This is a genomic window from Kitasatospora sp. NPDC056273 (assembly GCF_042268845.1).
Taxonomy (GTDB): domain Bacteria; phylum Actinomycetota; class Actinomycetes; order Streptomycetales; family Streptomycetaceae; genus Kitasatospora.
Genome location: NZ_JBHJSJ010000004.1, coordinates 73940 through 99647, shown reverse-complemented (window position 1 = coordinate 99647; position 25708 = coordinate 73940). Strand labels below are relative to the sequence as shown.

The window sequence follows — 25708 nt, the reverse complement described above, 5'->3', positions numbered from 1 at the left end:
CGAGGAGGATCGATGTACCAAATCGCCCTGTCCCTGTGGCGCACCTGTGTGCCCTACATCGTGGCGTTCCTGGCGGTGCAGGCGGCGCGGCTCGGCCTCCACCTGGACAACGCCTCCGTCACCTCCGCCCTGGTCACCGGCTTCGGTACGGCCTACTACGCGGTGTTCCGCTTCCTGGAGCACCGGTTCGGCGCGACCTGGGGCTGGTTCCTGGGGGCCGCCAGGCCGCCGTCCTACCAGCAGCCGGCGGCCACCCCGCCGGCGGCCGCCAAGCCGGTAGCGGCCACGCCGACCACGCCGACCACGGCGGCCACCACACCGGCCGCACCGACGGCGACCGAGTCGCCCACGCCGCCGCCGACCACCCGCCCCGACTACCGGAACCTGCCCGAAGGCGGCTGACCGGCCGGACGGGAGACCGACCCGGGGTTGCGGAATTCCCTGTTCCGCAACCCCACGAAATAGGCGCAGTAATACAATTAAGTTTCTCAGTTCAGGTCTTGACGAATTGTCACCCGATTATGAAACTGAGCCTGCCACCACTGCATCGGGCACCATCGGCCCCTTGATGCACGAAGTGAACGGAGGGGGAATTTGCCGACGATACCGACCTACCCCGGCGTCTACATCGAAGAACTTCCCAGCAGCGTCCGTACCATCACCGCGGTGAGCACCTCGGTGACCGCCTTCGTCGGGGCCACCCGGCGCGGCCCGCTCGACCAGCCGGTCACCCTCACCAGCTTCGCGGACTTCGAACGCCGTTTCGGCGGGCTCGCGGCGCAGAGCCCGGTCAGCTACGCCGTCCAGCAGTTCTTCCTGAACGGGGGCTCGGTCGCGGTCGTCGTCCGGGTCGCGGCGGCCGGCACCGGCGCCGCCGCGGCCGCCACGCTCACCTCGACGCAGACCTCCACCGCGACCCCGGTCCTGGACGTCACGGCCGTCGAGCCGGGGCTCTGGGGCGGGACGCTGCGGGTCGCCGTGGACTACCGGACGCCCACGCCCGGCGACACGTTCAACCTCCAGGTGTTCGACACCTCGGGCGCGGTCCGGGAGTCCTTCGCGGACCTGTCGGTCCAGGACGGCAGCCCCCGGTTCGCCGAGACGGTGGTGAACAGCGGCTCGGCGGTGGTCCGGGTGAAGGTCCGGGCGGCGAGCCGGCCGGACCCGGTGGGCACCGTCTCCAAGCCGTTCGCGGCCGCCCTGCCCGACCTCACCCACGAGGTCCAGGTCAAGATCGGCGACGTGACGCGGACGGTCAGGATCTACGACCCCGCCGTGGACGGCGCCGCGCCGACCACCGTCACCGAGCTCGCCCTGCTGCTCGAACGCAAGCTCCGCGCGCTGCCCGACGCCCCGGGCAAACGCGTCTTCGCGGGCACCCGGGTGACGGCGTTCGGCCGGCAGCTCCAGGCCGTCGCCGGCTCCACCGACCCGGCCGACGTGGTCCGCTTCCTCGGCGAGGCGGCCAACAACCTCGGCCTGGAGGGCTCGGTCAGCCCGCCGGTCTTCGCGCTCGCCGGCGGCCAGGACGGCGGGGCCCCCGGGCTGACCGACCTGATCGGCAGCGAGGCGGGCAAGACCGGCATCCAGGCGCTGCGCGACGTGCAGGACGTCAACCTGCTGGTGCTGCCCGAACTGGCCGGCTACGCCGACGTGGACGACGCCGTCACGGTGGTCTCGGCCGCCCAGGCGCTCTGCGTGGAGAAGCGGATGTTCCTGCTCGTCGACTCGCCGCAGGCGTGGACGACGCTGGACGCCGCCCGGGCCGGCCTGTCCGCCTTCGACTCGGTGCGCGGCGACCACGCGGCGCTGTACTTCCCGCACCTGGAGCTGGTCGACCCGCTCACCGGGCGGCTGCGCGCCTTCCCGCCGTCCGGCACCGTCGCCGGGGTGATCGCGCGCACCGACGGCCAGCGGGGCGTGTGGAAGGCCCCGGCGGGCACGGAGGCCGGCCTGCCCGGGGTGCGCGCCCTGACCGTCCCGATGACGGACCGGGAGAACGGCCTGCTGAACCCGCTCGCGGTGAACTGCCTGCGGACGTTCCCCGTGGTGGGCCCCGTGGTGTGGGGGGCCAGGACCCTGGCCGGCGCCGACGTGCTCGGCTCGCAGTGGAAGTACGTGCCGGTGCGGCGCCTCGCGCTGATGCTGGAGGAGAGCCTCTACCGCGGCACGAAGTGGGTCGTGTTCGAGCCCAACGACGAGCGGCTGTGGGCGCAGATCCGGCTGAACGTGGGCACGTTCCTGCACTCGCTGTTCCAGCAGGGCGCGTTCCAGGGCACGTCCGCGCGCTCGGCCTACTTCGTCAAGTGCGACCGGGACACCACCACCCAGGACGACGTCAACCGCGGCGTGGTGAACGTCGTGGTCGGGTTCGCGCCGCTCAAGCCCGCGGAATTCGTGATCGTCAAAATCGAGCAACTCGCCGGACAGTTCGAGGTTTAGGATCTCCATGGTCGAGTTCACCGTCAATCCGCACCGGTTCGATCCGTACAAGAACTTCAAGTTCCTGGTCGTCTGGGACGGACGGGTCGTCGCCGGAATCAGCAAGATCAGCCCGCTCAAGCGCACCACCGAGGTGGTGAAGCACCGCAGCGGGGGCGATCCGAGCGCGCCGCGCAAGTCACCGGGCCGCACCGACTTCGAGGCGGTCACCCTGGAGCGCGGGGTCACCCACGACCCGGAGTTCGACCGCTGGGCCAACAAGGTCTGGATGGTCGGCGCGGGCCGCGGGGCGGAGGTCTCGCTCCGGGACTTCCGCAAGGACCTGGTGATCCAGGTGCTCAACGAGGCCGGCCAGGTGGCGGTCGCCCACAAGCTGTACCGGGCCTGGCCGAGCGAGTACCAGGTGCTGGGCGAACTGGACGCCAACGCCAACGCGGTGGCCATCCAGAGCCTCAAGCTGGAGGTCGAGGGCTGGGAACGGGACGAGGAGACGCCCGAGCCGGAAGAGCCCTCGTTCCAGCAGCCGGCCTGAGGGGCCTGAGCGCGATGGAACTCGCGGGGGAGGCGGCCCTGTTGGCCACCTGGGAGGCCGGGGTGGCGGCCGGCCGCAGCGGGCGGGCCCTGCTGCTGCACGCCGTCGCCCGGCCCGCCGCCGGGCCGGAGGAGCTGCTGGCCGTACCGGTCGGCGAGCGGGACGCCGAACTGTTCGGCCTGCGCGGCGAATTGTTCGGTGAACAGCTCACCGTACGGGTGGGCTGCCCGGGGTGCGCCGAGGAGATGGAGTTCGACTTCGACGCCGGACAGGTGGTCGGTGCCGGTCGACCGGCCGCCGGGCCGCTGCGGGTGGAGTCGGACGGCTGGCGGGTCGGCTTCCGGCTGCCCACCACCGGCGACCTGGCCGCCGCCGAACAGGCCCCCGCGGGCGAGGCCAGGACCGTCCTGCTGGAGCGGTGCGTCCTGAGCGCCGAGCACGACGGGGAGCCGGTGCCCGCCCGGCGGCTCCCCGAGCCGGTCCAGCGGCAGGTGGCCGAGGCCGCCGCCGCGGCCGACCCCTGCGCGGACGTCCGGCTGAACCTCGGCTGCCCCGACTGCGGCCGGCAGGCCCTCGCCGAACTGGACATCGCCTCCTACCTCTGGGAGGAGCTGGACGCCTGGGCCCGCGCGACCCTGCTCGACGTCCACCTGCTGGCCACCGCCTACGGCTGGAGCGAGCCGGAGGTCCTGGCGCTCAGCCCGCTGCGGCGCCGCTACTACCTGGAGCTGTGCGCAGATGCCTGACTACTTCGACCGCCTGGTCGCGAAGGGCGGCCCCGGCGGGGACACCGTCCGCGTCCGGCCGCGCCTGCCGGGGCCGTTCGAACGGATCGAGACGCTCGGGGCGGCGCCGCCGCCCGTCGGGGAGGCCGCCGCGTCGGGCCGGGAGGCCGGACAGCCCGGGCCCGCGCCACTCCCCCGGCCGTCGGCGGCACCGCGTCCGCTGCCGTCCGAGGGGCCGCTCCGGCCGGCCCTCCGCGAGGCGCCGCCGACTCCTCCGGCCGCGCTCCCGCTGCCGCGCACGCCGCTGCTGGTCACGCCCCCGCTCGCGCCCGCTCGCGTCGCGCCGGCCGCACCCGCCGGGCCCGGGGCGGAGGGTGCGGCCGCCCGCCCGGCGGCCGCACCGGCGGTCACCGCACCGGTCCGGCCGCCGGGCCCGGAACAGGCGGCAGCCCCGCCACCGGCCACGGGACGGCTCGGCGTCGCGCCCGCCGTCCGGCGCCCGGCCGCCGCGGGCGCTCGGGCCGCCGCTCAGGCGGCGCGTGGCCGGCAGCGGCCGGCCGAGCGGGTGGTCCGGGTCCAGATCGGGCGCGTGGAGGTCAGGGCCGCGGAGCGCGCCCCGGCCGGCCCGCGCCGGGCGGCGGCCGCCCGCCCCTCCCCCGCGCTCGACCTGGGCGCGTACCTCGACCGGGAGCGGCCATGACCAGGCGAGTGGGCCTGCGGGCCGTCACACGTCGCGCACGGGCACACGCCCCTGCCGGGCGAAACGGGGAGGGCGCATGAGCAACCACCTCGCGATCGCCACGGTGACCGAGGCGCTGCGGCTGCTCGTCTCCCGCGCGCTCTCGCCCGACATCCCGTTCGCGGTCGAGGTCGGCACCCGCAAGCCGCCGACCGAGCCGCCGGCCGACCCGACCATCACCGTGTTCCTCTACCAGGTCACGCCCAACGCCTCGCTGCGCAACCACGACGCGCCCACCCGCGCGACCGACGGCACCGTGCTGACCCGGCCGGCCGCCGCCCTCGACCTGCACTACCTGATCAGCTGCTACGGCGAGGAGTCCCAGCTGGTGGGCCAGCGGCTGCTCGGCTGCGTGGTCCGGACGCTGACCGAACAGCCCGCGCTGTCGCGGCAGTTGATCGAGGAGGCGGCCGCCCAGCCGTACCTCGTGGGGACGGACCTGGCCGCCTCGCCGCAGCGGGTGCGCTTCACCTCCACCACGATGGACGTCGACGAGATGTCCAAGCTGTGGAGCACGCTGCTCCAGACCCCCTACGCGCTGTCGGTGACCTACCAGGCCACCGCCGTGTTCGTGGAGGGCAAGGTCGATCCGGTCGCGGGCAAGCCGGTGCTGCGCCGCACCGTACGGGCCGTGCCGTCCCGCGGGCCGGTCGTCGAGCGGGTGCTGTCCCGCCCGGCCGGGTCCACCGGCGCGCCCGAGGAGGGGCCGGTGACCAGGGACCGGGAGCTGGTGGTGGTCGGCTCCGGTCTGCGCGCGGAGCTGGTCGTGGCCCGGCTGGGCGGGCGCCGGGTGCCGGTCGCCCCGGGTGGCATCCGGGACGACCGGCTGGTGGTCGCCGTCCCGGCGGACCTGCCGCCCGGCGTGTACCAGCTGCAGGTGCTGCACGGCCTGGCGCTGGACGGCCGGCCCGCCGCGGAGCACCTCGCCGTGGAGTCCAACGCGCAGACCTTCGCCCGGCAGCCGCGGATCGCCGCGCCGATCGGTACGGCGGACCGTACCGACGGACCGGCCGGGGTCTCGGCCCAGGTGGACGTCCGACTGGACGTTCCACTCCGGGACGACCAGCAGGTCCTGCTGCTGCTGGACGAGTTGAGCCCGCCGACCGGGCGCGCCGGGGCGAGCTACCAGTTCCGCGCGCCCGTGCCGTCGCAGCCGCGCAGCGACCCGCATGCGGTCCGGGTGCCGGTCACCGGCGTCCGGCCGACGGTGTACCTGGCCCGGGTCCAAGTGGACGGCGTGCCGAGCGAGTTGACGGTGTCCGGCGACGGGGCCTTCACCGGTCCCGTGGTGGACCTGACGCACTGACCACAGGACGCACCGACACAACGGACGGGACGGGGGGAGAGATGGCAACGCGCCGCAGACAGGACCGCGAAGGCCTGGCGGACGAGTCGCACCGGCAGTCACTGTCGGCCGCGGTCGCCGCCGTGCTCGCACGGGTCGACGCGCACGCGGCCGGCCGTACCGCCGAGCCGGCCCCGCCGTCGACCCCGGAGACGACCCGTACCGCCGAGCCGCCCGCCCCCGGCACCCGCCGCACCGGGCGGCGGCAGCCCGCCACCGCCCTGGACGCGCTCGCCGCCTCCTTCGGGCTCACCCCCTTCGAGCGGGACGTCCTCGTGCTGGCCGCCGCGCCCGAGATCGACCCCACCGCCGCCGCCCGGTGCGCCGCGGCCGGCGGCGACCCCGGGCGCGGATACCCGACCTTCTCGCTCGCCCTCGCCGCCCTGGACCGGCCGCACTGGAGCGCGCTCACCCCGGTGGGCCCGTTGCGCCGCTTCCGGCTGGTCGAGCTGGACAACGAGACGGCGATCACCGCCTCCCGGCTGCGGATCGACGAGCGGGTGCTGCACTTCCTGGTCGGCGTGCCGTACCTGGACGTACGGCTGCACGGCCTGCTCACCCGGGTCGGGCCGCCCGGCGAACTGCCCGAACCCCACGAGCGGTGCGCGGCCGAGCTGGCCCAGGGGTGGTCCGCGGCCGGGCTGACCGGCCCGCCGCACGCCGAGCTGAGCGGCGCCGACCGCCGCACCCGCTGGGAGATCGCCTCGGCGGCCGCCCACCGCTCCGGGCTCGGCCTCTACGTCGCGCACCGCGAGGACCTGCCCACCGAGCCCGCCGAGCGCGAGCAGCTCGCCCGGCTGTGGCAGCGGGAGGCGATCCTGATCCCGGCCGCGCTGCTGGTCGAGGACGGGGAGCCGGCCCGGGAGCAGCCGCGGTCCCCGAACGGCGCGGAGGCCTTCCTCGCGAGCCTGGCGGTGCCGCTGGTGGTGTCCGGCGACGAGCCCCGGCCGGCCGGGGCCTCCGACCGCGCCCGGCTGACGGTGCCCACGCTCGGCCCCGAGGAGCAGCTGGGCATCTGGACCGAGGCGCTGGACGGCGCGCCGGGCATCGCCGAGGCCGAACTCCGGGCGCTGGCCGCGCAGTTCTCCCTGCCCGGCCATGTGATCCGGTCGGCCGCCGCGACGGCCCGGCGGGCGGCCGAGAAGGACCAGGACGTCGGCGAACTGGCCTGGCACGCCGGGCTGGTGGAGGCCCGGATGTCCCTGGACGAGCTGGGCCGGCGGGTCGAGCCGCGCGCCGACTGGGAGGACCTGGTCCTGGAGGAGCGCCAGCGCGCGACGCTGCGCGAGATCGTCGCCCACGTCCGCCGGCGCGGCACGGTCTACCAGGAGTGGGGCTTCGAAGCGGTGCTGCGGCGCGGCCTGGGGGTGACCGCGCTGTTCGCCGGCGGCTCGGGCACCGGAAAGACCCTGGCGGCCGAGGTCGTCGCCGGGCGGCTCGGGGTGGACCTGTTCGTCATCGACCTCTCCCAGGTCGTCAGCAAGTACATCGGCGAGACCGAGAAGAACCTCCGGCGGGTCTTCGACGCCGCCGAACGCGGCGGCGCGCTGCTGCTGTTCGACGAGGCCGACGCGCTGTTCGGCAAGCGCAGCGAGATCAAGGACAGCCACGACCGCTACGCCAACCTGGAGGTCAGCTACCTGCTGATGCGCATGGAGGCCTACCGGGGCCTGGCCGTGCTCACCACCAACATGAAGAAGGCGCTGGACCCGGCGTTCATGCGGCGGATCAGGTTCGTGGTCGACTTCCCGTTCCCCGGGGTGCCGGAACGCGCCGAGATCTGGCGGCGGGTCATCCCCCGGCGGACCCCCAGCGAGGGCCTCGACCCCGAGCGGCTCGCCCAACTGACCGTGGCCGGCGGCTCGATCCGCAACATCGCGCTGTCCGCGGCCTTCCTGGCCGCCGACGAGGGCTGCCCGGTGCAGATGCGGCACATGCTGGCCGCCGCGCGCACCGAGTACCTGAAGCTGGAGCGCTCGCTGTCGCCCTCGGAGGTCGGCGGATGGGTGTGAACGCGCGGGACGGAGGCGGGCCGGGCACCCCCGAACACCCGGGTGCCGGACGGATCGAGGTCGAGATCGGCGAGCTGGTCCTCGACGGCTTCGACCGGATCGACCACGAGCGGCTGACGACGGCGTTCCGCGGCGAGCTGGCCCGCCTGGTCGAGACGCGCGGCGTACCGCTCGCGGCGGGCGGCGACCGCGCGCTGGACCTGCTCTCCGGGCTGCCGCCGCTGCCGGCGGGCGCCTCACCGCAGCGGCTCGGCGAGGCGCTCGCCCGCGCCGTGCACGCCGGGCTGTCGGGTGGTGGTCAGCGCTCGGGTGGTGGGCGGCTCTCGGGTACCGGGCGGCACGTGGAACGGGGGCGGACGTGACCCAACTCAAGGCCCCCGCACGGGACTCCGCGCAGGACGCCAAGCAGGGCGGCCAGGCCCGGCGCAAGACCCGGGCACCGAAGGCCCGCACCCCCGAGCCGAAGGAGATCGTCTCCGGCGCGGGCCAACCGCTCGACCCGGGCGTGCGCCGGGAGTTGGAGGCGCGGCTCGGCCACGACCTCAGCCGGGTCCGGGTGCACACCGACCGGGACTCCGCCGCGCTGACGGAGCTGATCGGCGCGGACGCCGTCGCGGTCGGCCCGGACCTCTTCTTCGGCGAGGGCAAGTACCGGCCGGCCGCCGAGGACGGCCGCCGGCTGCTCACCCACGAGCTGCTGCACACCATCCAGGCCCCGAACCCGCTCGGCGCCCTGCGGGCCGGCCGCGACCTGGGCGCGGTGAGCCTGCCGCAGGACGCCGTCGAACGCGAGGCGGAGCAGGGCGCGAGCGGGGACCGGCCGACGACGGCGACGCCCAGCGCCACACCGGGCTGGCTCCGCTACGCGACCGTCGACGCCGACCGCTTCCGCACCGAACGGCTCGACCCGGCCACCCTGGTCGACCGGCTGGCGTCCGGCATCCTGCGCTCACTGCGCGGCGACCCGACCGACTCCTCCGGCCGGGTGCGCCTCCAACTCGCCAGATTCGCGCCCGAGTTGCAGTCCTCCGTCCTGGACCGACTGGCGGTCCTGATGCCCTCCTCCGACTACACCCGGGTGCTGGAACTGGTCGAGGCCGCCGAGCACCGCCCGGCCGACGTCGACGCCGCCCAGACCCCCGAGCCGGTGACCGATGCTACCGACCGGACCACCGACGACCGCGACCGGACCGACCAGGAGGACCGCGAGGAGCGGGACCGGCAACAACAACTCGACGACGAGGCACGGCAGTCGGACGACCCGAAGGCTCGCCGCAAGCACCGGAAGCACCGCAAGGGCCAGGGCGACCAGGAAGGCAAGGACGACAAGGACGGCGGCGAGGAACGCCCGGAGCAGCAGGACGGACAGCAGGCACCACCCGCGGAGGGCGAGGCCGCTCAGACCGAACCGGCCGCACAGCCCGCCGCGCAGCCGGAGGCCGGTCAGGCTCAACTCCCCACGGAGGCGCAGCCGGAGGCCGGTCAGGCTCAACTCCCCACGGAGGCGCAGCCGTCGGCTGTCGAGGAGGCGCCCGCGGCAGGCCCGGAACAGGCGCCCGTACCGGCCGAGGAGGGCGCCGCCCAGCCGGTCGCCGCCTCCGTACCCGGCTCGCCCGAGGCCGAGCAGCAGGGCGTCGGCACCCGGCCCTCGGCCGGTACGAAGCCGCAGGAGCCCGCCGCCGGGCTTCTGCCGCAGACCGCGCCGGTCAAGCCCGAGCGCCTTGACGCGATCGCGCGGGCCGAGGACAGCCCGCTGGCCCGGCACGGCCTGCTGGAAGGCGACTACCGACAGGGCGAAACCCCTGACGAGGAACGGCCGTTGGGCATGGAGCCCGGCGCCGACTCCGAGGTCCACGACGCGCCCGCCGCGGGCGAGGACCGGCAGTCGTCGGCCGTCCCCGGGCCCGAGCTCAAGCCCGGGGACTTCCTGCCCTCCGCCGACCTCGACGTGTCCGCCGTCCCTACAGCCGATCAGCTCACCCTGTCGGCGGACGGCACGCCCCCCGCGCAGGCCGAGGCGCCCGAGTTCCCCGAGCCGCCCGCGACCAAGGCCGAGCAGGTGCAGGCCGAGCGGGACAGCCGGCCGGAGGACGACGCGGAGACGGCCCCGGCTCCGCCCGAGCAGGCGGAGCCCGGGGCGGCACCCCAGGCCGCCCCCGAGCCGACCCCCGCCACCGAGGCCGAGGACCGGAGCGCCCGCGACCTCCAGCCGGAGCAGCCGGTCGAGCAGGAGATCGGCCCCGAACCCACCGCGAACCCGGCCGCGGCCCCGGCGCCGGCCCCTGCCGAGCCCACGCAGCCGGAGGCGCCGCAGCCCGAAACCCCCGCCGAGGCGGCGCGCGAGGCCGAACCCGCACCCGAGGCGGCCCCCGAGCCGAGCGGCCCGGACCGTACCGCCCCCGCGACGCCGGGACCGGTCGGCGGCAGCGGGCCGGTCGGCGGGGACGGCGCCGTCCTCGACAGCGCTCCTGGGGCAGCCCCCGGGGCAGCGCCCGGTGCCACCCCCGACGCCGCCCTGGACGCCGCCCCCGGCCCGGCCGCCGAGCAGGCCGACGCGCCCGGCGGACTCACCGCCCAGGCCGCCCCCGACGCCTCGCTGGAGGCGGGCGGCGGCGCCTGCGCGGGCCCCCAGCAGCCCACCACCGAGGCGGAGCAGGACGGCACCGGCGGCGCCGGCGGCTGTGCGGCCGGGGGCGGAGGCGCGGCCGCCGCCGGGGGCGCCCAGGGCGGGCAGGAGCAGCAGCAGAAGCCGGCCGCGCCCGACGTCTCCGGCCAGGACCCGCAGAGCGCGCTGGCCACCGCCGCGAGCCTGCCGCCCGATCAGATGGCCACCACCCTGGACGGCGTGGACGGCTCGGTGGACCGTACGGTCGGCGAGCAGCACGCCCGGCTGCAGGCCGCCCCGCCGACCACCCAGCGCCCGTCCGGGGCGCCGCAGACCCAGTCCGGCGCACCCGAGGCCGCGCCGCCCGCCGAAGCCGTGACGGAGCGGCTGGAGCGGGTCGGCCCGGAGGGCGCGGACGGCGGACAGCAGACGGCCGACCAGAAGAAGGTCGAAGGCCGGAACCCCGGCGACCGGGTCGCCCCGCCCAATGTCGCCGACGACGCGGGCAACCAGGTCTCGGCGCAGGAGGTGCAGCAGGCCCAGGTCGCCGTCGACGGCGTCCCCTCGACCGACCCGGCCCTGAACACCACCGTCGGCGCCGCCCCCAAGGTCGAACTGACCGGGGAGAGCGACCCGGCACGCACCGACCGGCAGGCGGCCAAGCTCAAGGAGAGTTCCGGCAGGATCCTCGGCGTCGGCCGGGAGGACACCGCCAAGCCGATGGGCGAGGACCGGATCTACCCGGACGTCCCGAAGGAGACCCTCACCGCCTCCGTCCCCGGCGGCGGCAAGCGCGGGGGTGCCAGGGCAGGCGGCGCCGTCGACACCAAGCCGGGCATCGGCATCGTCACCCAGCAGGAGCGCGGCCCGCAGATCCAGGCCGCGGTCGGCGAGGGCCAGGGCCGGCTGGGCTCCGAACAGGCCAAGCAGAAGCAGGGCGAGGCCGACGCCCGGCGGCAGAACCAGGCCGAGGTCGACCAGGCGGTCGCCGACAACGCCCAGGCCCAGGCCGGGGAACGGGGCGACGCCGCCGAGAAGGTCAAGGCCGAACGCGAGCAGTGGCGCACCGAGCAGGACGGGAAGATCACCACCGCGGACCAGGACGCCGGTGCCGAACACACCGACAAGACCGGCCAGATCGACAAGAAGCGCGCCGGGGCCGACAAGGACGTCCAGGACCGTCAGCAGCAGGACAACCAGAAGATCCAGGACAAGCGGAAGGAGGCCGAGGAGAAGGCCCAGAAGGAGAAGGACCGCAAGAAGGAGGAGTCCGAAGGCTGGTGGGGCTGGGTCAAGTCCAAGGTCAAGGCGGCCTTCGACGCACTGGTCGAGGCCGTCACCAAGGTCTTCGACTTCTTCCGCGGCCTGATCAACGACATCATCGACGGCTTCCGGAAGTTCGCGAACTGGGCCATCGACCAGGCGCGGAAGTTCGCCGTCGAGCTGATCGACAAGCTCGCGGACGCGCTCATCAAGATCTGCGACGTCCTGCTGGCGGCCTTCCCCGAACTGCGGGACAAGTTCCGCAAGAAGATCGAGGAATGGCGCGACAAGGCCATCGCCAAGGTCAACGAGTGGGCGGACCGGCTCAAGAACGCCGTCAACAAGCTCCTCGACGCGCTCGCCGCCGGGCTGAACGCACTGCTGGACGCGCTGGAGGCAGGACTCAAGGCCGCCATCGAGGCGGTCCGCAAGGCCGTCATGGACGCGATCGACTTCGTCCAGAAGGCGATCGCCGTCTTCGGCGAGTTCGCGGCCCTGATCGGCGACATCGCCCCCGACCCGGGCGGCTGGCTGAAGAAGCTCGGCACCGCCGCGGTCGACGGCATCCAGCACTACCTGTGGGGCGCGATCAAGAGCGCGGTGCGGACCTGGTTCAACGAGAAGGTCGAGTCGGTCGTCGGGCTGACGTCCACGATCGTCAACGTCCTGGTCAAGGGCTGCATCTCGATGGCCCAGATCGGCCGGATGGCCTGGCAGGCGATCGTCGCGGCACTGCCCGGGATGATCGTGTCGATCGTCGTCGAGAAGCTGGTCTCGATGATCGTGCCGGCGGCCGGTGCGATCATGACGATCATCCAGGGGCTGATGGCGGCCTGGAACACCATCAGCAAGATCATCGCGGCGATCGGGAAGTTCGTCGCCTTCCTCAAGGCCGTCAAATCCGGATCGGCCGCCTGCCTCTTCGCCGACGCCGTCGCGGCGGGCGTGGTCGCGCTGCTCGACTTCATCTCCAACTTCCTGCTCAGCAAGCTCAAGGGGGCGGGAAAGGCGGTCGGCGCCAAGCTCAAGGGGATCGCCCAGCGGATCCTCAAGGGCCTGGCCAGGGCGGGTCGCGGTGCCCGCAAGGCGGCGGGCACCGCCGTCAACAAGGCCCGCGCGAGCCTGCGCCGGGCCACCCAGTCCCTGCGGCGCCGACCCGGCCCCGGCCGTCCCGCCCGGCCCGCCCGCCCTGCCCGGACCGGACCCGCCCGGCACACCGTGCAGCACGCGGAGCGCCCCGCCCAACACCGCCCGGCCGCCACCCGCCCCAAGCCCACCACCCCGCGCCGCCCCACCTCCCCCGTCGGCCGCGCCCTCAACTCCTCCCGCCAGACCGTCAAGGCCGCCCTCAACCGGGTACGGACGGCCGCCCGCACCCTCGGCCGCAAGGTCCTCAACAGCAAGCTGGGCCGCGCCCTCACCAACGGCGCCCACAGGATCCGCGACGCCTACCGCAAGCAACGCGACCGCCTCCGCACCTGGCACCAGAAGCGCCAACAGCAACGCGCCCAACGCCGCGCCCACGAGAACTCGCCCGAGGCGAAGCAGCAGCGCCTCGACCTGATCGTCGCCCGCATCCGGCCACGGATCCAGAGCCTGCTCGGTCGGGGCATCCCGACGCGGGTACTGGGCGGTGTGCTCGGGGCCATGCGCCTGTGGTACCGATTGACCCGGCTCGACATCGACACCACAGGGCAAGCGCGGCTCCTTCGGGCCCTGCTCAATCCGACCGCGGACGTCACCGATGCCGAGTTGCTACGCCGCATCGAGATCCTCTCCCATGTCGAACGTCGGGTCCAAGAGGTCCTCGCCGACCGAGCCGCGAACAACTCCCGGAAGGCACCGGGCGATCAGGCCGTCGACTTCGAACCCGAACGGGCTTCGCCGCGCGAGGGCGAGAAAGCGAAGCGCACCATGATCGCCAGAAACGGCGCGGAGCCGGTCGACGTCCTGGCCGAGACCCAATTGAGGAAGAGCGAGAAGAAGTCTCCCCAGGCATTGATTCTCGACGAGGTCGCCGAGATGCAGATCGTCAACAGACCGGGCGATCCAGGCGGGAGGTGGGACCGTCGCGACCGGGACACCGGAAAGATCGCCCAGGGCGAAGGTAAGTACGACGACCTTTTCGTCCAGCTGAAGGAGCTCCGCACAAAGTTGGGGAACGAGCGCTTCAAGCAGATGTTCAAATCACTGCTCGAAGGTAACTACAAAGATCTCCCTGCGAACTATCGGTCGAAGTTCATTGGCATCGGCGCCCTCTACGTTTTCGTCCGCGTGGTGGCGGAGGGGCAGCGCCGCCCGGGTGCCCTGGTCAGCTCCATGGGCGAGCTCAACCGCATGACGCTCCCGCATGTCGACCCGGAGCAGGAGCTCTCCAGGATATCGAAGACTGGACCGATGGTGGCCGACAAGTCGGTCGCGGTCTCCAACTCACTCTCCTTCCTAATGAAGGAGGTGAACGGCATCACCGACGAAAAGGGGAAGCTCGCCAGGATAGCGAAGGCCAGGAACGAAGGATTCCACCAGGATCGCAAGCTCTTCGAGCTCTCCAAGAAGGACTACGAGAGTGCCGCGAAGTGGCCGAAGTTGAAGGGCATTTCCAAGGAGGACCTCCCCAGTCACCTGGAGACTCCGGGGGGCATGCTCCACAAGTTGATCGATTCCATCGAGCGGACGCTGGAGGACGAGGAGATCCTGACGCGCGGCACCGGTAAGGCCAACACGGCAAAAGCCGTGAACCGTGCAGTGGACACGCTGCTCAGGCGGTGGGGATGGATAGAGTGACGCTGTCCTGGAGCACCGGTAAGGAAAGGTGGCAGCAATGGAGTTGAGGAGCCGTCGAATGGTCCTCAGGGAAGGTCAGAACCCTGAGGATGTCGAGGAAGTGATCCGGGCCCTGGGTGGCTCCGAGGACACCAGGGTCGTACGGGAGTTCTTCGGCGGGAGGCGGGAGGTGGAGTGGCCGATCGGGGACGACTTGAAACTGGTGCAGGGCGAGGACGGAACCTCCCACTGCCGCTACGTCCAGGTTCTCGGGGACGACGAGGACGACGTCATGGCGGCGATCGAGTCGTGCGAGGAATCCCTGCGGCCGTGGAGCTACGAGGATCTGATCAGGTTCTACGACCTCGCGAGTGGCTCGGAGGAAGGTCCGCATGCCGTCCTCCGGCTCGCCCTGGGCGCCCCGCCGTCCCCGGATGACGACTTCGTTGCACGGGTGCTCAAATCCCTGGGGAGTTCGGATCCCGAAATCCGCGATGCCGGCGTCCTCGCGGCCGCCACCTATGCGCTCAGCGCTTTTGTGCCGCGTCTCTCCGAACTGGCCAGCAGCGACGCCGACCCGGAGGTCAGGGACACTGCGCGGGCGACCCTCGAAGCCTACGCGGGAGCGGGGTTGACATGACCGGGTACACGGATGCGCCGAAGCCGATCAGGGCCGGGCTGGTCGTCGTCGATCCGCTGCGCGGCACTCCTCAGCGGGTCGTGGTGCTGCAGTTCAATCCGGACAGCCTTGAACGCTCGTTGGCGCCGCAGGTGGCAGGAGCGGACGGGAGCGGGGACCGGACGGAGGCGTTGCGGTTGAAGGGGCCGGCTGTCGAGACCTGGAAGTTCACGGCGGAGTTGGACGCGACCGACCAGCTGGACCTTCCGGCGCCGAACGGGATTCATCCGCAGCTGGCGACGCTCGAGCTGCTGGTGCAGCCGACCAGTGACCAGGTGCGGGCGAACCAGGCGCTGGCCTCGCTCGGGACCTTGGAGGTGACGCCGATCGAGGCGCCGCTGACCCTCTTCACCTGGGGTGGGAAGCGGATCCTGCCGGTGCGGCTGACCGAACTGACCATCACGGAGGAGGCGTTCGACATCGACCTGAACCCGATCAGGGCGGCCGTCGCGATCGGGCTGCGCGTCCTGACCGTCAGTGATCTGCCGACCGGGCACCGCGGGGCCGAGCTGTACCTCGCGCACCTGGCGCAGAAGGAGCGGCTGGGTGGTGCCGCGGCCGACGGCCGGTTGGGCGCGCTCGGGGTGGGAGGGGGGTTCCAGTGACCGTCGACCCGCTGAACGCGCTGCCGGCGCCTTCGCCGTATCCGCTGACCAGCCGGTACCACGGTGTCCCGGTCGCGTTGCACACGGAGCCGGACGGGCGCCAGGTCCCGTACCTGCGGCGGCGGTTGCTGCCGAGCGCGGAGGGGCTGACCCCGCTCGCCGAGCACACCGTCAGCGCAGGCGACCGTCCCGATCTGCTCGCCTACCGCTACCTCGGCAGCGCCGACCAGTGGTGGCGGATCGCCGACGCCAACCCGGTGCTCGATCCACGGGAGTTGACCGCGACGCCGGGGCGGCGGATCACGATCGCGCTGCCCGGCGCGGTGCCGGGGGCGGGGCCGGGGGTGGGGAATGGTTGACGCCTCGGCGGTGACGGGGGGCGGGGCGATCGGGTCGATCCACCTGAGCCTGTTGATGGGGCCGCAGATTCCGGTGCCGGTGCCGCAGCCGGTGACCGACGCGCTGCTGTCGGCGCAGGTGACGGTGGCGTCGGGGCAGCGCAGCGGGTTCCAGTTGGCCTTCGACCTGTCGAAGAACGGGCTGATCAACACCGCGCTGCTGCCGGGCGGTTTCTTCGACCCGAAGATCAGGGTCGTGCTGATGGCGGTCGTCACGGGGACGCCGGCCGTGCTGATGGACGGGGTGATCATCCGCCAGGAGGTCGGGATCAGCAACCAGCCCGGCCAGTCCACGCTGACCGTCACCGGTGAGGACCTGACGGTGCTGATGGACCTGGAGGAGCAGGCCGGTGTGCCCTTCCCCGCGATGTCGCCGGCGGCCCGGGTCGCCGCGATCATCGGCAAGTACGGGCAGTACGGCATGGTGCCGCTGGTCGTCCCGGAGCTGGTGCCGCAGACGCCGATGCCGACCCGGCGGATCGACTTCCAGAAGGGCACCGACCTCGGCTACGTCAACGAGCTGGCGAAGGCGAACGGTTACGTGTTCTACCTGGACCCCGGGCCGGTCCCGGGGATGAGCCGCGCCTACTGGGGGCCGGAGGTGCGGCTGGGCGTCCCGCAGCACGCGCTGAACGTGAACATGGACGCGCTGTCCAACGTCGACCAGCTCACCTTCGCCTTCGACGGCACCGCCCGCGAGGAGCCGGAGGCGCGCATCCAGCTGCCGGCGACCAAGGTGTCGACGATCCTGCCGGTGCCGGAGGTCAGCATCCTGCGGCCGCCGCTCGCGCTCAGGCCGGCGCCGGCGCTGAAGAAGAAGGTCATCGCCGACACCGCCAAGAAGGACACCTCGCAGGCCGTCGCCGAGACGATCGCGAAGGCGATGCAGTCGGCGGACGCCGTCTCCGGCTCGGGCCAGCTCGACGTCGTCCGGTACGGGCACGTGCTGCGGCCGCGCGAACTGGTCGGCGTCCGAGGGGCCGGGATCACCTATGACGGCCTGTACTTCGTCAAGAGCGTCACCCACAACCTCAAGCGCGGCTCGTACACCCAGAACTTCACCCTGGCCCGCGAGGGCCTGATCGCCCTCCAGCCGACCGTCGTCCCGTAACACCGAAGTCCCGCAGCACCGCACCACCAAAGCACCAAAGCACCAAAGCACCGCAGCACCGCAGCACCACAGAGCGTCGAAGTCCCGCAAGGCCGCCCCGACCAGCAGGAGTTGCCAGCATGGCCGAACCGACCCGCTACCTCGGCAAGTACCGGGGAACGGTGGTGACCAACACCGACCCGCTCGGGATCGGCCGCATCCAGGCGCAGGTGCCCGACGTCCTGGGCGACGCCGTGTCGACCTGGGCGATGCCGTGCTTCCCGGTGGCCGGCCCGGGCATGGGGCACTACGCCGTGCCGCCGGTCGGGGCGGGCGTGTGGCTGGAGTTCGAGCAGGGCGACCAGAGTTACCCGATCTGGACGGGCTGCTGGTACGGCTCCGCCTCGGAGGTGCCGGTGGAGGCGACGACCGGGCCGCCGGGCGTGCCGAACATGGTGCTGGAGACCTCGGGGCGGCGGGTGATCGTGCTGTCCGACGACCCGACCACGGGGATCACGCTGCGCATCCCGAGCGGGGCCTCGATCGTGATCAACGACTCGGGCATCCGGATCAGCAACGGCCAGGGCGCCTCGATCGCGCTGGTCGGCGCCACCGTGACCATCAACCAGGACGCCCTGAGCGTGACCTGACGGGGGGAGATTGTCTTGTCCGGAAAACTGCTGCACGTCAATGCGACGGTGATCTGCCCGCACGGCGCCCAGGCGACGGCGGTGCCCGCCCAGGGCCGGGTGCTGGTCGCCGGGCAGGCCGTCACCAGCACGGCCGACCTGTACACCGTGACCGGCTGCCCGTTCACCGTGGCCGGGAAGCCGCAGCCCTGCGTCACGATCCGCTGGGTGCTGCCGTCCGCCCGGATCCGGGTGAACGGCTCGCCCGCGCTGCCGCAGTCCGCCACCGGGCTGTGCCAGAGCGCCGAGCAGATCCCGCAGGGGCCGCCGGTCGTCACCGTCGTCCAACAGCGGGCGGAGGGGGTATGAGCACCACGCGATCCACCCAACAGCCCGTCGGCGGTGCCGAGTTGATGGCACCAACGCCAGGGCCCGCCCGGACGGACCTCGCCTTCCCGTTCCGGATCGACAGCCGAGGGCGCACCGCCGGGGCGGCGTACGACGACCATGTGCGCGACCTGATCGAGCAGTTGCTGTTCACCAGCCCGGGTGAGCGGGTCATGCACCCGGACTTCGGCTGCGGGCTGCTCGACCTGGTCTTCGCGCCGAACAGCCCGGAGCTGGCGGCCACTTTGCAGCTGTCCGTCCAGGCGGCGCTGCAGCGGTGGCTCGGCGATGTGATCGAGGTCGTCGCGCTCGACGTGGAGAGCGAGGACAACGTGGTGCGGGTCGAGCTGGCGTACGTCGTCCGCCGGACGGGCACCCGGCGGCAGGACGTGTTCGAGGGCGGGGTGGCGGCATGACCGGCCAGGCGGAATTCCCGACCTCTCAGTGCGGCACGGAACTTCGCCGGGCCGACGTGCGCGCGGCGCGGCTGCTGGGCCTGGACGGCGCCGAGCCGAGCGACGACGGGCGCACGCTGACGGTGACCTTCCTCGGCCGGGCGCCGGACGAGCTGGGCCCGGAGAACATCCGGGTCGACGGCGGCCGCCGGATCACCGGTCTGCGCGCCCTCGCGGTCGACATCGAGCGCGCGGACGACCCGGAGCTGGACGACCGGATGCTCGTCACCCTCGACCGGGCGGGCGACACCTCCCGCTACCGGCTGAGCGTGGTCCTGGCGGACGCGTACGGCCGGCCGGGCACCCGCCCGTTCCCGGGCTTCGACCCGCGGTACGCGCACACCGGGTTCTCCTTCGGCGCCGACTGCCCGTCCCCGTACGACTGCCGCACCGACGAGGGCTGTCCGCCCGCCGTCCGGCCGGCCCCGGTGATCGACTACACCGCGCGCGACTACGAGAGCCTGCGCCGGCTCGTGCTGGACCGGATGAGCCTGACCGTCCCCGGCTGGACCGAGCGGCACCTGCCCGACCTCGGCGTCACCCTGGTCGAACTGCTCGCCTACACCGCCGACCAGCTCTCCTACCAGCAGGACGCGGTGGCCACCGAGGCGTACCTCGACACGGCCCGCCGCCGGGTGTCGGTGCGCCGGCACGTCCGGCTGGTCGACTACGCGGTGCACGACGGCTGCAACGCCCGGGCGTTCGTCGCGCTGGCGGTGGACCGCTCCGTCACCCTGCGCTCCGGCACCTTCCGGTTCGCCGCCGTCGACGTCGGCCGGCTGGGCCCGCAGGAGCGTCCGGAGCTGTCCACGGTGATCCCGGACGAGGACCTGGACGTGCTCGCCCGCACCGCCGCCGTGGAGGTGTTCGAGCCGCTCGGCGGGGCGGACCTGGTGCTGCACCCCGCGCACAACACCATCCGGTTCTGGACCTGGGGCGACCAGGACTGCGTCCTGCCCCGGGGCGCGACCTCCGCCACCCTCCGCGACGACCGGCCCGACGCCGACCCGTGCCCGCGCGAGGACCGGCCCGGGGCGGCCCCGCGCGAGGACACCGCCCCGCCCGGCGACCGGCCCGGCACCGACAAGCCGGAGCCCCGCACCCGCCACCTGGCGCTGCGCCCCGGCGACCTGCTGGTCATCGAGGAGGTCCTCGGCCCGCGCACCGGCGCGCCCGCCGACGCCGACCCCGCGCACCGCCAGGCCGTCCGGCTCACCTCCGTCACCCCGCTGGTCGACGAGCTGTACGACCAGCCCGTGCTGGAGGTCACCTGGGCGCCGGAGGACGCGCTCGCCTTCCCGGTCTGCCTGTCCTCCCACGGCGGCAGCGACTGCGGCCCGATCGCCGACGTGAGCGTCGCCCGCGGCAACGTCGCCCTGGTCGACCACGGCCGCTCGCTCACCTTCTGCGGCGGCGCCCCGGAGTCCTTCCCGGTGCCGCCGGAGCCGGTCCGTACGGCGCCCTGCGGGCCGGGCGGGTGCGGCTGCGAGGACCGCGCCGAGGGCAGCCCGGCGGCGGAGGCGATCCGGGAACTGCTCGACCAGGCCCGCGACGGCCGCCAGCTCGGCCCGGAGCAGGTCCGCGCCCTGGACGCGCTGCTGGGCGAGGCGGCGGTGCGGCGGGCCGGGCTGAGTGTGCTGCTCGCGCCCGGCGCGACCGCGGAGGGCGAGGACGGCGAGGGCGCGGTGGTGGAGCCGCCCACGGCCGACGCCCAGGCGGCGGCGCTGGAGACCCTGCTCGACCAGAGCCGCTACCCGGTGCTGCCGCAGCCCTTCCGTCCGCTGCTGCGCTACGCGCCGGTCACCCAGGCGGCCGCCTACCCCGACCGGGCGCACGTCTGCGCCGGGCAGGCCACCCTGCTCGCCGGCGTTCCGGAGCGGGTCCGGCTGCGACTGGAGGAGCTGTGGCACCGGGCGTGCGACGGCCACCACCTCTCCCGGGCCGAACTCGCCGAACTGACCGTGCTGTTCGGCGCCCGGGTGGTGCAGGAGCTGCGGCTCGCGGAGCGGCCCGCCGCCGGGCTGCGCGAGCTGCTGGCCCGCCGCACCCGCCTGCTCGCCGCCAAGCTGCGCCGCCTGGAGGTGCTCACCGCGCGCGCCCGCTCCGGCGGGGTGCTCGGGCGGCCCACCGTCTGGGAGGTGGCCCAGAGTTGGGGCGCCCGGTACGCCGCCGGGCTCGACCCCGACTCCCCCGCGCTGGCCGGCCCCGCGGCCGGGATCGCCGTCCAGGACCCGCGCGCCGCCCTGCCCGAGGTCCGGGCCACCTCGGCGGGCCAGGAGTGGACGCCCCGCCGGGACCTGCTCGCCGACGGCCGCCGGGACCGGCACTTCGTGGGCGAGCTGGAGGACGACGGGCGCCTCGCGCTGCGCTTCGGCGACGGGCGCCACGGCCTGCCGCCCGCACCCGGCGGCACGCTGGAGGTCGCCTACCGGATCGGCAACGGCACGGCCGGGAACGTGGGCGCGGAAGCCGTCAACCACCTGGTGGTCTGCCGGGACCGGCCGCCCCAGGCGAACCGGCGCGGCGCCGCCGCCGCCCGGCCGCAGGACGCGGTGCGGCTGGTCCGCAACCCGCTGCCCGCGACCGGCGGGGTCGAGCCCGAACCGCTCGACCAGGTCCGCCGGCTCGCCCCGCTCGCCCTGGGCCGCACCCGGCTGCGCGCCGTCACGGCCGCCGACTACGCGGAGCTGGCCGCCGCCCTGCCGGGCGTCCGGCGGGCCGCGGCCGCGCTCCGCTGGACGGGCAGCGTGCAGGAGGTGCACGTCGCCGTCGAGCCGTTCGGGCAGGCGGTGGCCGGCCCGGCCCTGCTGGAGGCGGTCGGGCACGGCCTGGAGGCGTACCGCCGGATCGGCCACGACCTGGTCGTCCGGCCCGCCCTGCTGGTGCCGATCGACCTCGAACTGCGGGTCTGCGCCGCCGCCGGCTACCAACGCGGCCACGTCCTGGCCGAGTTGCGCCGGGTGCTGGGCAACCGCGCCCTGCCGGACGGCCGGCTCGGCTTCTTCCACCCGGACGCGCTGGGCTTCGGCGAACCGGTGCGGGTCTCCAGGCTGGTGGCCGCGGCGGCCGCCGTGCCGGGCGTCGTCAGTGCTGAAGTGACCAGGCTGCGGCGGCAGTTCGGACGGGACGACGGCGAGCTGGACGACGGGCTGCTGCGGCTCGGCGCGCTGGAGATCGCCGCGTGCGACAACGACCCCGACCGGCCGGAGAACGGCCGGCTCTCGATCGTCCTCGGAGGTGGCCGATGAGCGGCCAGTGCACCTGCGGCTGCGCGGGCACCGCCACCGCGACCCCGGTCCCAGTGTTCAACCCGCCCGGACTGGACGCCATCGGCTACCGGGTCGGCCGCTACGGGGAGTTCCTCGACAGCCTGCTCGCCCGGCTGTCCGGCCCCGCCTACCCGGCGCTGCGCGACCTGACCGTCCGCACCCCGGACGACCCGGCGATCGCGCTGCTGGACGCCTGGGCCGTGCTCGCCGACCTGCTCACCTTCTACTCGGAGCGGATCGCCAACGAGGGCTACCTGCGCACCGCCACCGAGGAGGACTCGCTCGCCCTGCTCGGCCGGCTGGTCGGGCACCGGCCCCGGCCCGGCGTGGCCGCCGACACCTACCTCGCCTACTCCCTCGACCACGACCCGAGGGCGGCCGAGGACCCGACCGTGGTGATCCCGCGCGGCGCCCGCAGCCAGAGCGTCCCCGGCCCCGGCGAGGACCCGCAGTCCTTCGAGACCGCCGAGGACCTCCCCGCCCGCTCGGCCTGGAACGAACTGGCCGTGCTGCGCCGCCGCCCGTACCAGCTGACGCCCGGCCAGCTGAACCCCGGCGGACGCGCCGAGCTCTTCGCCGCCGGCACCGCGAACAACCTGCGGCCCGGCGACCGGCTGCTGTTCGTCTTCAGCGCCGACAAGGCCGCCGACCCGGTCCACCGGATGCTGCGGCTGGTGCCCGAGGTGCGGCTCGACCGCGACAACGACGTCACGGTGATCGGGCTGCCCCGGGACCTGCGCACCCTCAAGGACCTGCGCGCCGAACTCGCCGACTGGATCACCGTCTCCGAGTCCGCCCCGAACCCGAGGCCCGGGCACAGCCGGATCGTCCGGGACTTCGACGAGCAGGTGCTCGCCCCGCTGCGCGCCGACCTCGACCGGCCGTCCGGCCCGCTGGGCACCCCGGCCGAGTTCGCCGACCGGCTCGCCCCGGTGGTCGACCGGGCCGCCGAGGCCGCCGAACTGGCCCACGCCCAGCAGCCGGTGGCCGACTGGTTCGGGCACCTCGGCGAGGAACTGACCGGCCTGCGGGACCGCGCCCACCAGCTGGAGCCGCCGCAGGCCCCCGACAAGCCAGGGCCCCCCGGCCCCGGCCCCGGCACCGCCGACCCGGCCGTCCGCGGACTCGGCTCGCTGCTGGCCGCGCTGCGCACCGCCCCCACCCGGCCCCCGCTCAGCGCGCGGGACCTCGCCCGCGACCCGCAGCGCCTGTTCGCGCCCGGCTCGGACCTCGGCGCGCAGCTGCTGTCCGCGCTCGACCCCCGGCTGCGCGACGGCCTCTACCCCGCCTGGCGGCAGGTCGACCTGACGGCGCCGCTGGCCGTGCACGAGATCCAGGCGATGCGGGTGGTCGCCACCCCGTTCGGCGCCACCGCGCCGCTCAAGCCCGTCTACGGCACCGACGGCCGGATCGACCGCTACGTGGACTGGCCGCTCTCCGGCAGCACGCTGGTCAGCGTCCGGATCGCCTTCGACGACGCCGGCGCCGTCCCGAAGACCGCCGACTTCACGTACGTCGAGGCGGGCAGCCTGGTGCACAGCGGCTTCTCGCTGCCGTGGGACCACACCTTCCCGTTCGGGCCGGGCCAGGTCAAGATCGTCACCACCGAGCCGACGGCACCGCCCGTACCGCCGCCGTCCGCCCTGCGGACCGCCGTACCCGCGCCCGCCCCGGAGCCCGGCGTCAGCGCCCAGCTGCTGGCCGAACTGCCGGAGCGCACGGTCTTCGTGTCCCGCCCCCAGGCCGACGGCCGCGTCCACGTGAAGGTCGAGGGCGGGCCCGGCCCCGCGCTCGACTACCAGCTCGACCCCGGCCAGGAGCGGACCGGCGAGTCCGGCGAGCTGAACGTCCGGGTGCACCGCTACGCCGGCACCGACCAGTCGGCGCCGGCCGTCGAGGTGGCCCTCACCACCAAGCTGCAGCCGGTCTCCGGCACGGTGCTCACCCTCGACGCCGTGTACGACCAGATCGCGCCCGGCAGTTGGGTGGTGATCCAGCGCCCCCGCAAGGGCCTCGACGGCGGCATCCCGGGCAGCCGCGACCTCGCCGAGGTCATCACCCGGGTCACCGACGTGCGCGTGGTCTCCCGCGCCGACTTCGGCATCACCGGGAAGGTGACCGAACTCTCCCTCCAGCAGCCCTGGTTGGACGACCAGGACACCCAGCTCTCGCACCTGCGGGACGCCACCGTCTACGCCCGCGGCGAGGCGCTGCGGCTCGCCGACGAGCCGGTCACCGAGGACGTCCGCGGCGACCGGATCGAACTCGCCCGGCTCTACGACGGGTTGACCCCCGGTCGGTGGATCGCGGTCAGCGGCGAGCGGACCGACCTCCCGCACACCACCGGCGTCCGCGGCACCGAGCTGGCCATGATCGCCGGCGTCGAGCAGGGCGTCGACCCGCTCCTGCCCGGGGACACCGTCCGCACCACCGTCACCCTCAGCGCCCCGCTCGCCTTCCGCTACCGGCGCGACACCGTCCAGGTCCTCGGCAACGTCGTCCGCGCCACCCAGGGCGCCACCCGCGACGAGGCGATCGGCAGCGGCGACGCGGGCGTCCCCGGCCAGCGCTTCACCCTCTGGCAGTCACCGCTCACCTGGCTGGCCGCCGACACCCCCGGGGGCGCGCGCAGCACCCTGGAGGTCCGGGTCGACGGGGTGCTCTGGCACGAGGTCGACAGCCTCACCGGACGCGGCCCGGACGAACGGGTCTACGTCACCGCGACCGCCGCCGACGGCCGCACCACCATCACCTTCGGCGATGGCGTGCACGGCTCGCGCCTGGCCACCGGCCGGGAGAACGTCCGCGCCCGCTACCGGATCGGCATCGGCGAGAGCGGCAACGTCGGCGCCGGCCGGATCACCCAGCTCACCACCCGCCCGCTCGGCGTCTCCGCCGTCGTCAACCCGCTGCCCGCCACCGGCGGCGCCGGACCGGACGGGCCGGGCCTGGCCAGGCGCACCATCCCGCTCGCCGTCACCGCCCTGGACCGGCTGGTCTCGGTGCCCGACTACGAGGACTTCACCCGCGCCCGGGCCGGCATCGGGCGCGCCAGTGCCACCCGGCTCTCGGACGGCCGGCGGGAGCTCGTCCACGTCACGGTCGCCGGGGTGGACGACATCCCGCTCGCCGCCGACTCCGACCTGCTCCGCACCCTGCGGTCCTCGCTCACCGCCTACGGCGACCCGCGGCTGCCCGTCCGGGTCGCCGTGCGCGAACTCGTCCTGCTGGTCGTCGCCGCGGGCGTCAAGGTCGCCCCGGACCACTCCTGGGACCTCGTCGAACCGGCGGTGCGCCGCGCCCTGCTCGACCGGCTCGGCTACGCCGGACGCCAACTCGGCCAGCCCGCCCACCTGTCCGAGGTGCTCGCCGCCGCCCAGGCCGTCCCCGGCGTGGACCGGGTGGACGTCGACGCCTTCACCGGCGTGCCCGGCAGCCTCACCCCGGACGGCCTGGAGAACCTCGCCGCCCAACTCGCGCGGCCGCAGCCGACGGTCCCGGCCCGGCTCGCCCGCTACGAGGAGCAGCGCTACCGGGTGCGGGACGCCGCCGGCGAGACTCTCACCGACATCGCCGCCCGCAACGGCGTCCCGCTCGCGGAGCTGCTGCGCCTCAACCCGGCCGTCACCGACACCCGCCCGCTGCCGGCCGGCCACGTGGTGACGGTGTTCCGCGGCATCCGACCGGCCCAACTCGCCGTACTGGCACCGGACCTGCCCGACACGTTGATCCTCAAGGAGATCCGCGGATGAACCAGCGCATCCATCGGA

The 25708-nt window shown here is 74.2% G+C and carries 18 protein-coding genes; all 18 read left to right on the top strand.

The window, feature by feature from the left end; all coding sequences use genetic code 11:
* Positions 1-12 precede the first annotated feature (12 nt).
* The 18 genes from ACFCY1_RS05125 to ACFCY1_RS05040 all read left to right on the top strand — a co-directional run bounded on the left by ACFCY1_RS05125 (position 13) and on the right by ACFCY1_RS05040 (position 25690).
* A complete protein-coding gene (locus tag ACFCY1_RS05125; protein WP_375873563.1) occupies positions 13-402 on the top strand; it encodes a hypothetical protein in 390 nt (129 codons plus the stop codon).
* A gap of 192 nt (positions 403-594) precedes the next feature.
* The gene (locus ACFCY1_RS05120) at positions 595-2442 is read left to right on the top strand and encodes a phage tail sheath family protein (protein ID WP_375873562.1); all 1848 of its coding nucleotides are present in this window, start codon (positions 595-597) and stop codon (positions 2440-2442) included.
* 7 nt (positions 2443-2449) lie between these two features.
* Positions 2450-2974, top strand: coding sequence for a phage tail protein (locus tag ACFCY1_RS05115; RefSeq protein WP_049649365.1), 525 nt, complete (start codon positions 2450-2452; stop codon positions 2972-2974).
* Between the two features lie 14 nt (positions 2975-2988).
* On the top strand, positions 2989-3720 hold the full coding sequence (locus ACFCY1_RS05110; protein ID WP_375873561.1) for a hypothetical protein: 732 nt from the start codon (positions 2989-2991) through the stop codon (positions 3718-3720).
* Positions 3713-4399 (top strand): hypothetical protein, encoded by a 687-nt coding sequence (locus ACFCY1_RS05105; RefSeq protein WP_375873560.1) that lies wholly within the window; start codon positions 3713-3715, stop codon positions 4397-4399. Before ACFCY1_RS05110 ends, ACFCY1_RS05105 begins: the two co-directional genes overlap by 8 nt.
* 76 nt (positions 4400-4475) lie before the next feature.
* Positions 4476-5744: a DUF4255 domain-containing protein gene (locus tag ACFCY1_RS05100; RefSeq protein WP_375873559.1), complete on the top strand. Its 1269-nt coding sequence runs from the start codon at positions 4476-4478 to the stop codon at positions 5742-5744.
* A 41-nt stretch (positions 5745-5785) separates the two neighbouring features.
* Complete coding sequence (locus ACFCY1_RS05095; RefSeq protein WP_375873558.1) at positions 5786-7795, top strand: ATP-binding protein; 2010 nt, start codon at positions 5786-5788, stop codon at positions 7793-7795.
* On the top strand, positions 7786-8157 hold the full coding sequence (locus ACFCY1_RS05090) for a hypothetical protein (protein ID WP_375873557.1): 372 nt from the start codon (positions 7786-7788) through the stop codon (positions 8155-8157). Before ACFCY1_RS05095 ends, ACFCY1_RS05090 begins: the two co-directional genes overlap by 10 nt.
* Positions 8154-14447, top strand: a complete 6294-nt coding sequence (locus ACFCY1_RS05085; RefSeq protein WP_375873556.1) for a DUF4157 domain-containing protein — start codon at positions 8154-8156, stop codon at positions 14445-14447. Before ACFCY1_RS05090 ends, ACFCY1_RS05085 begins: the two co-directional genes overlap by 4 nt.
* A gap of 37 nt (positions 14448-14484) precedes the next feature.
* Complete coding sequence (locus ACFCY1_RS05080; protein ID WP_147409044.1) at positions 14485-15066, top strand: HEAT repeat domain-containing protein; 582 nt, start codon at positions 14485-14487, stop codon at positions 15064-15066.
* The gene (locus tag ACFCY1_RS05075; protein ID WP_375873555.1) at positions 15063-15710 is read left to right on the top strand and encodes a hypothetical protein; all 648 of its coding nucleotides are present in this window, start codon (positions 15063-15065) and stop codon (positions 15708-15710) included. The genes ACFCY1_RS05080 and ACFCY1_RS05075 overlap by 4 nt, the downstream gene beginning before the upstream one ends.
* Positions 15707-16069, top strand: coding sequence for a hypothetical protein (locus ACFCY1_RS05070; protein ID WP_375873554.1), 363 nt, complete (start codon positions 15707-15709; stop codon positions 16067-16069). The genes ACFCY1_RS05075 and ACFCY1_RS05070 overlap by 4 nt, the downstream gene beginning before the upstream one ends.
* Complete coding sequence (locus ACFCY1_RS05065; protein WP_074006029.1) at positions 16062-17219, top strand: hypothetical protein; 1158 nt, start codon at positions 16062-16064, stop codon at positions 17217-17219. Before ACFCY1_RS05070 ends, ACFCY1_RS05065 begins: the two co-directional genes overlap by 8 nt.
* Before the next feature lie 119 nt (positions 17220-17338).
* Complete coding sequence (locus tag ACFCY1_RS05060) at positions 17339-17848, top strand: phage baseplate assembly protein V (RefSeq protein WP_049657827.1); 510 nt, start codon at positions 17339-17341, stop codon at positions 17846-17848.
* A 15-nt stretch (positions 17849-17863) separates the two neighbouring features.
* Positions 17864-18196, top strand: coding sequence for a hypothetical protein (locus tag ACFCY1_RS05055; RefSeq protein ID WP_074006030.1), 333 nt, complete (start codon positions 17864-17866; stop codon positions 18194-18196).
* A 44-nt stretch (positions 18197-18240) separates the two neighbouring features.
* Positions 18241-18630 carry a GPW/gp25 family protein gene (locus ACFCY1_RS05050; RefSeq protein WP_049657840.1) on the top strand — a complete coding sequence of 130 codons (390 nt, stop codon included), beginning with the start codon at positions 18241-18243 and terminating at the stop codon, positions 18628-18630.
* Positions 18627-21917, top strand: coding sequence for a putative baseplate assembly protein (locus tag ACFCY1_RS05045; protein WP_375873553.1), 3291 nt, complete (start codon positions 18627-18629; stop codon positions 21915-21917). Before ACFCY1_RS05050 ends, ACFCY1_RS05045 begins: the two co-directional genes overlap by 4 nt.
* On the top strand, positions 21914-25690 hold the full coding sequence (locus ACFCY1_RS05040; RefSeq protein ID WP_375873552.1) for a putative baseplate assembly protein: 3777 nt from the start codon (positions 21914-21916) through the stop codon (positions 25688-25690). Before ACFCY1_RS05045 ends, ACFCY1_RS05040 begins: the two co-directional genes overlap by 4 nt.
* Positions 25691-25708: the final 18 nt, after the last annotated feature.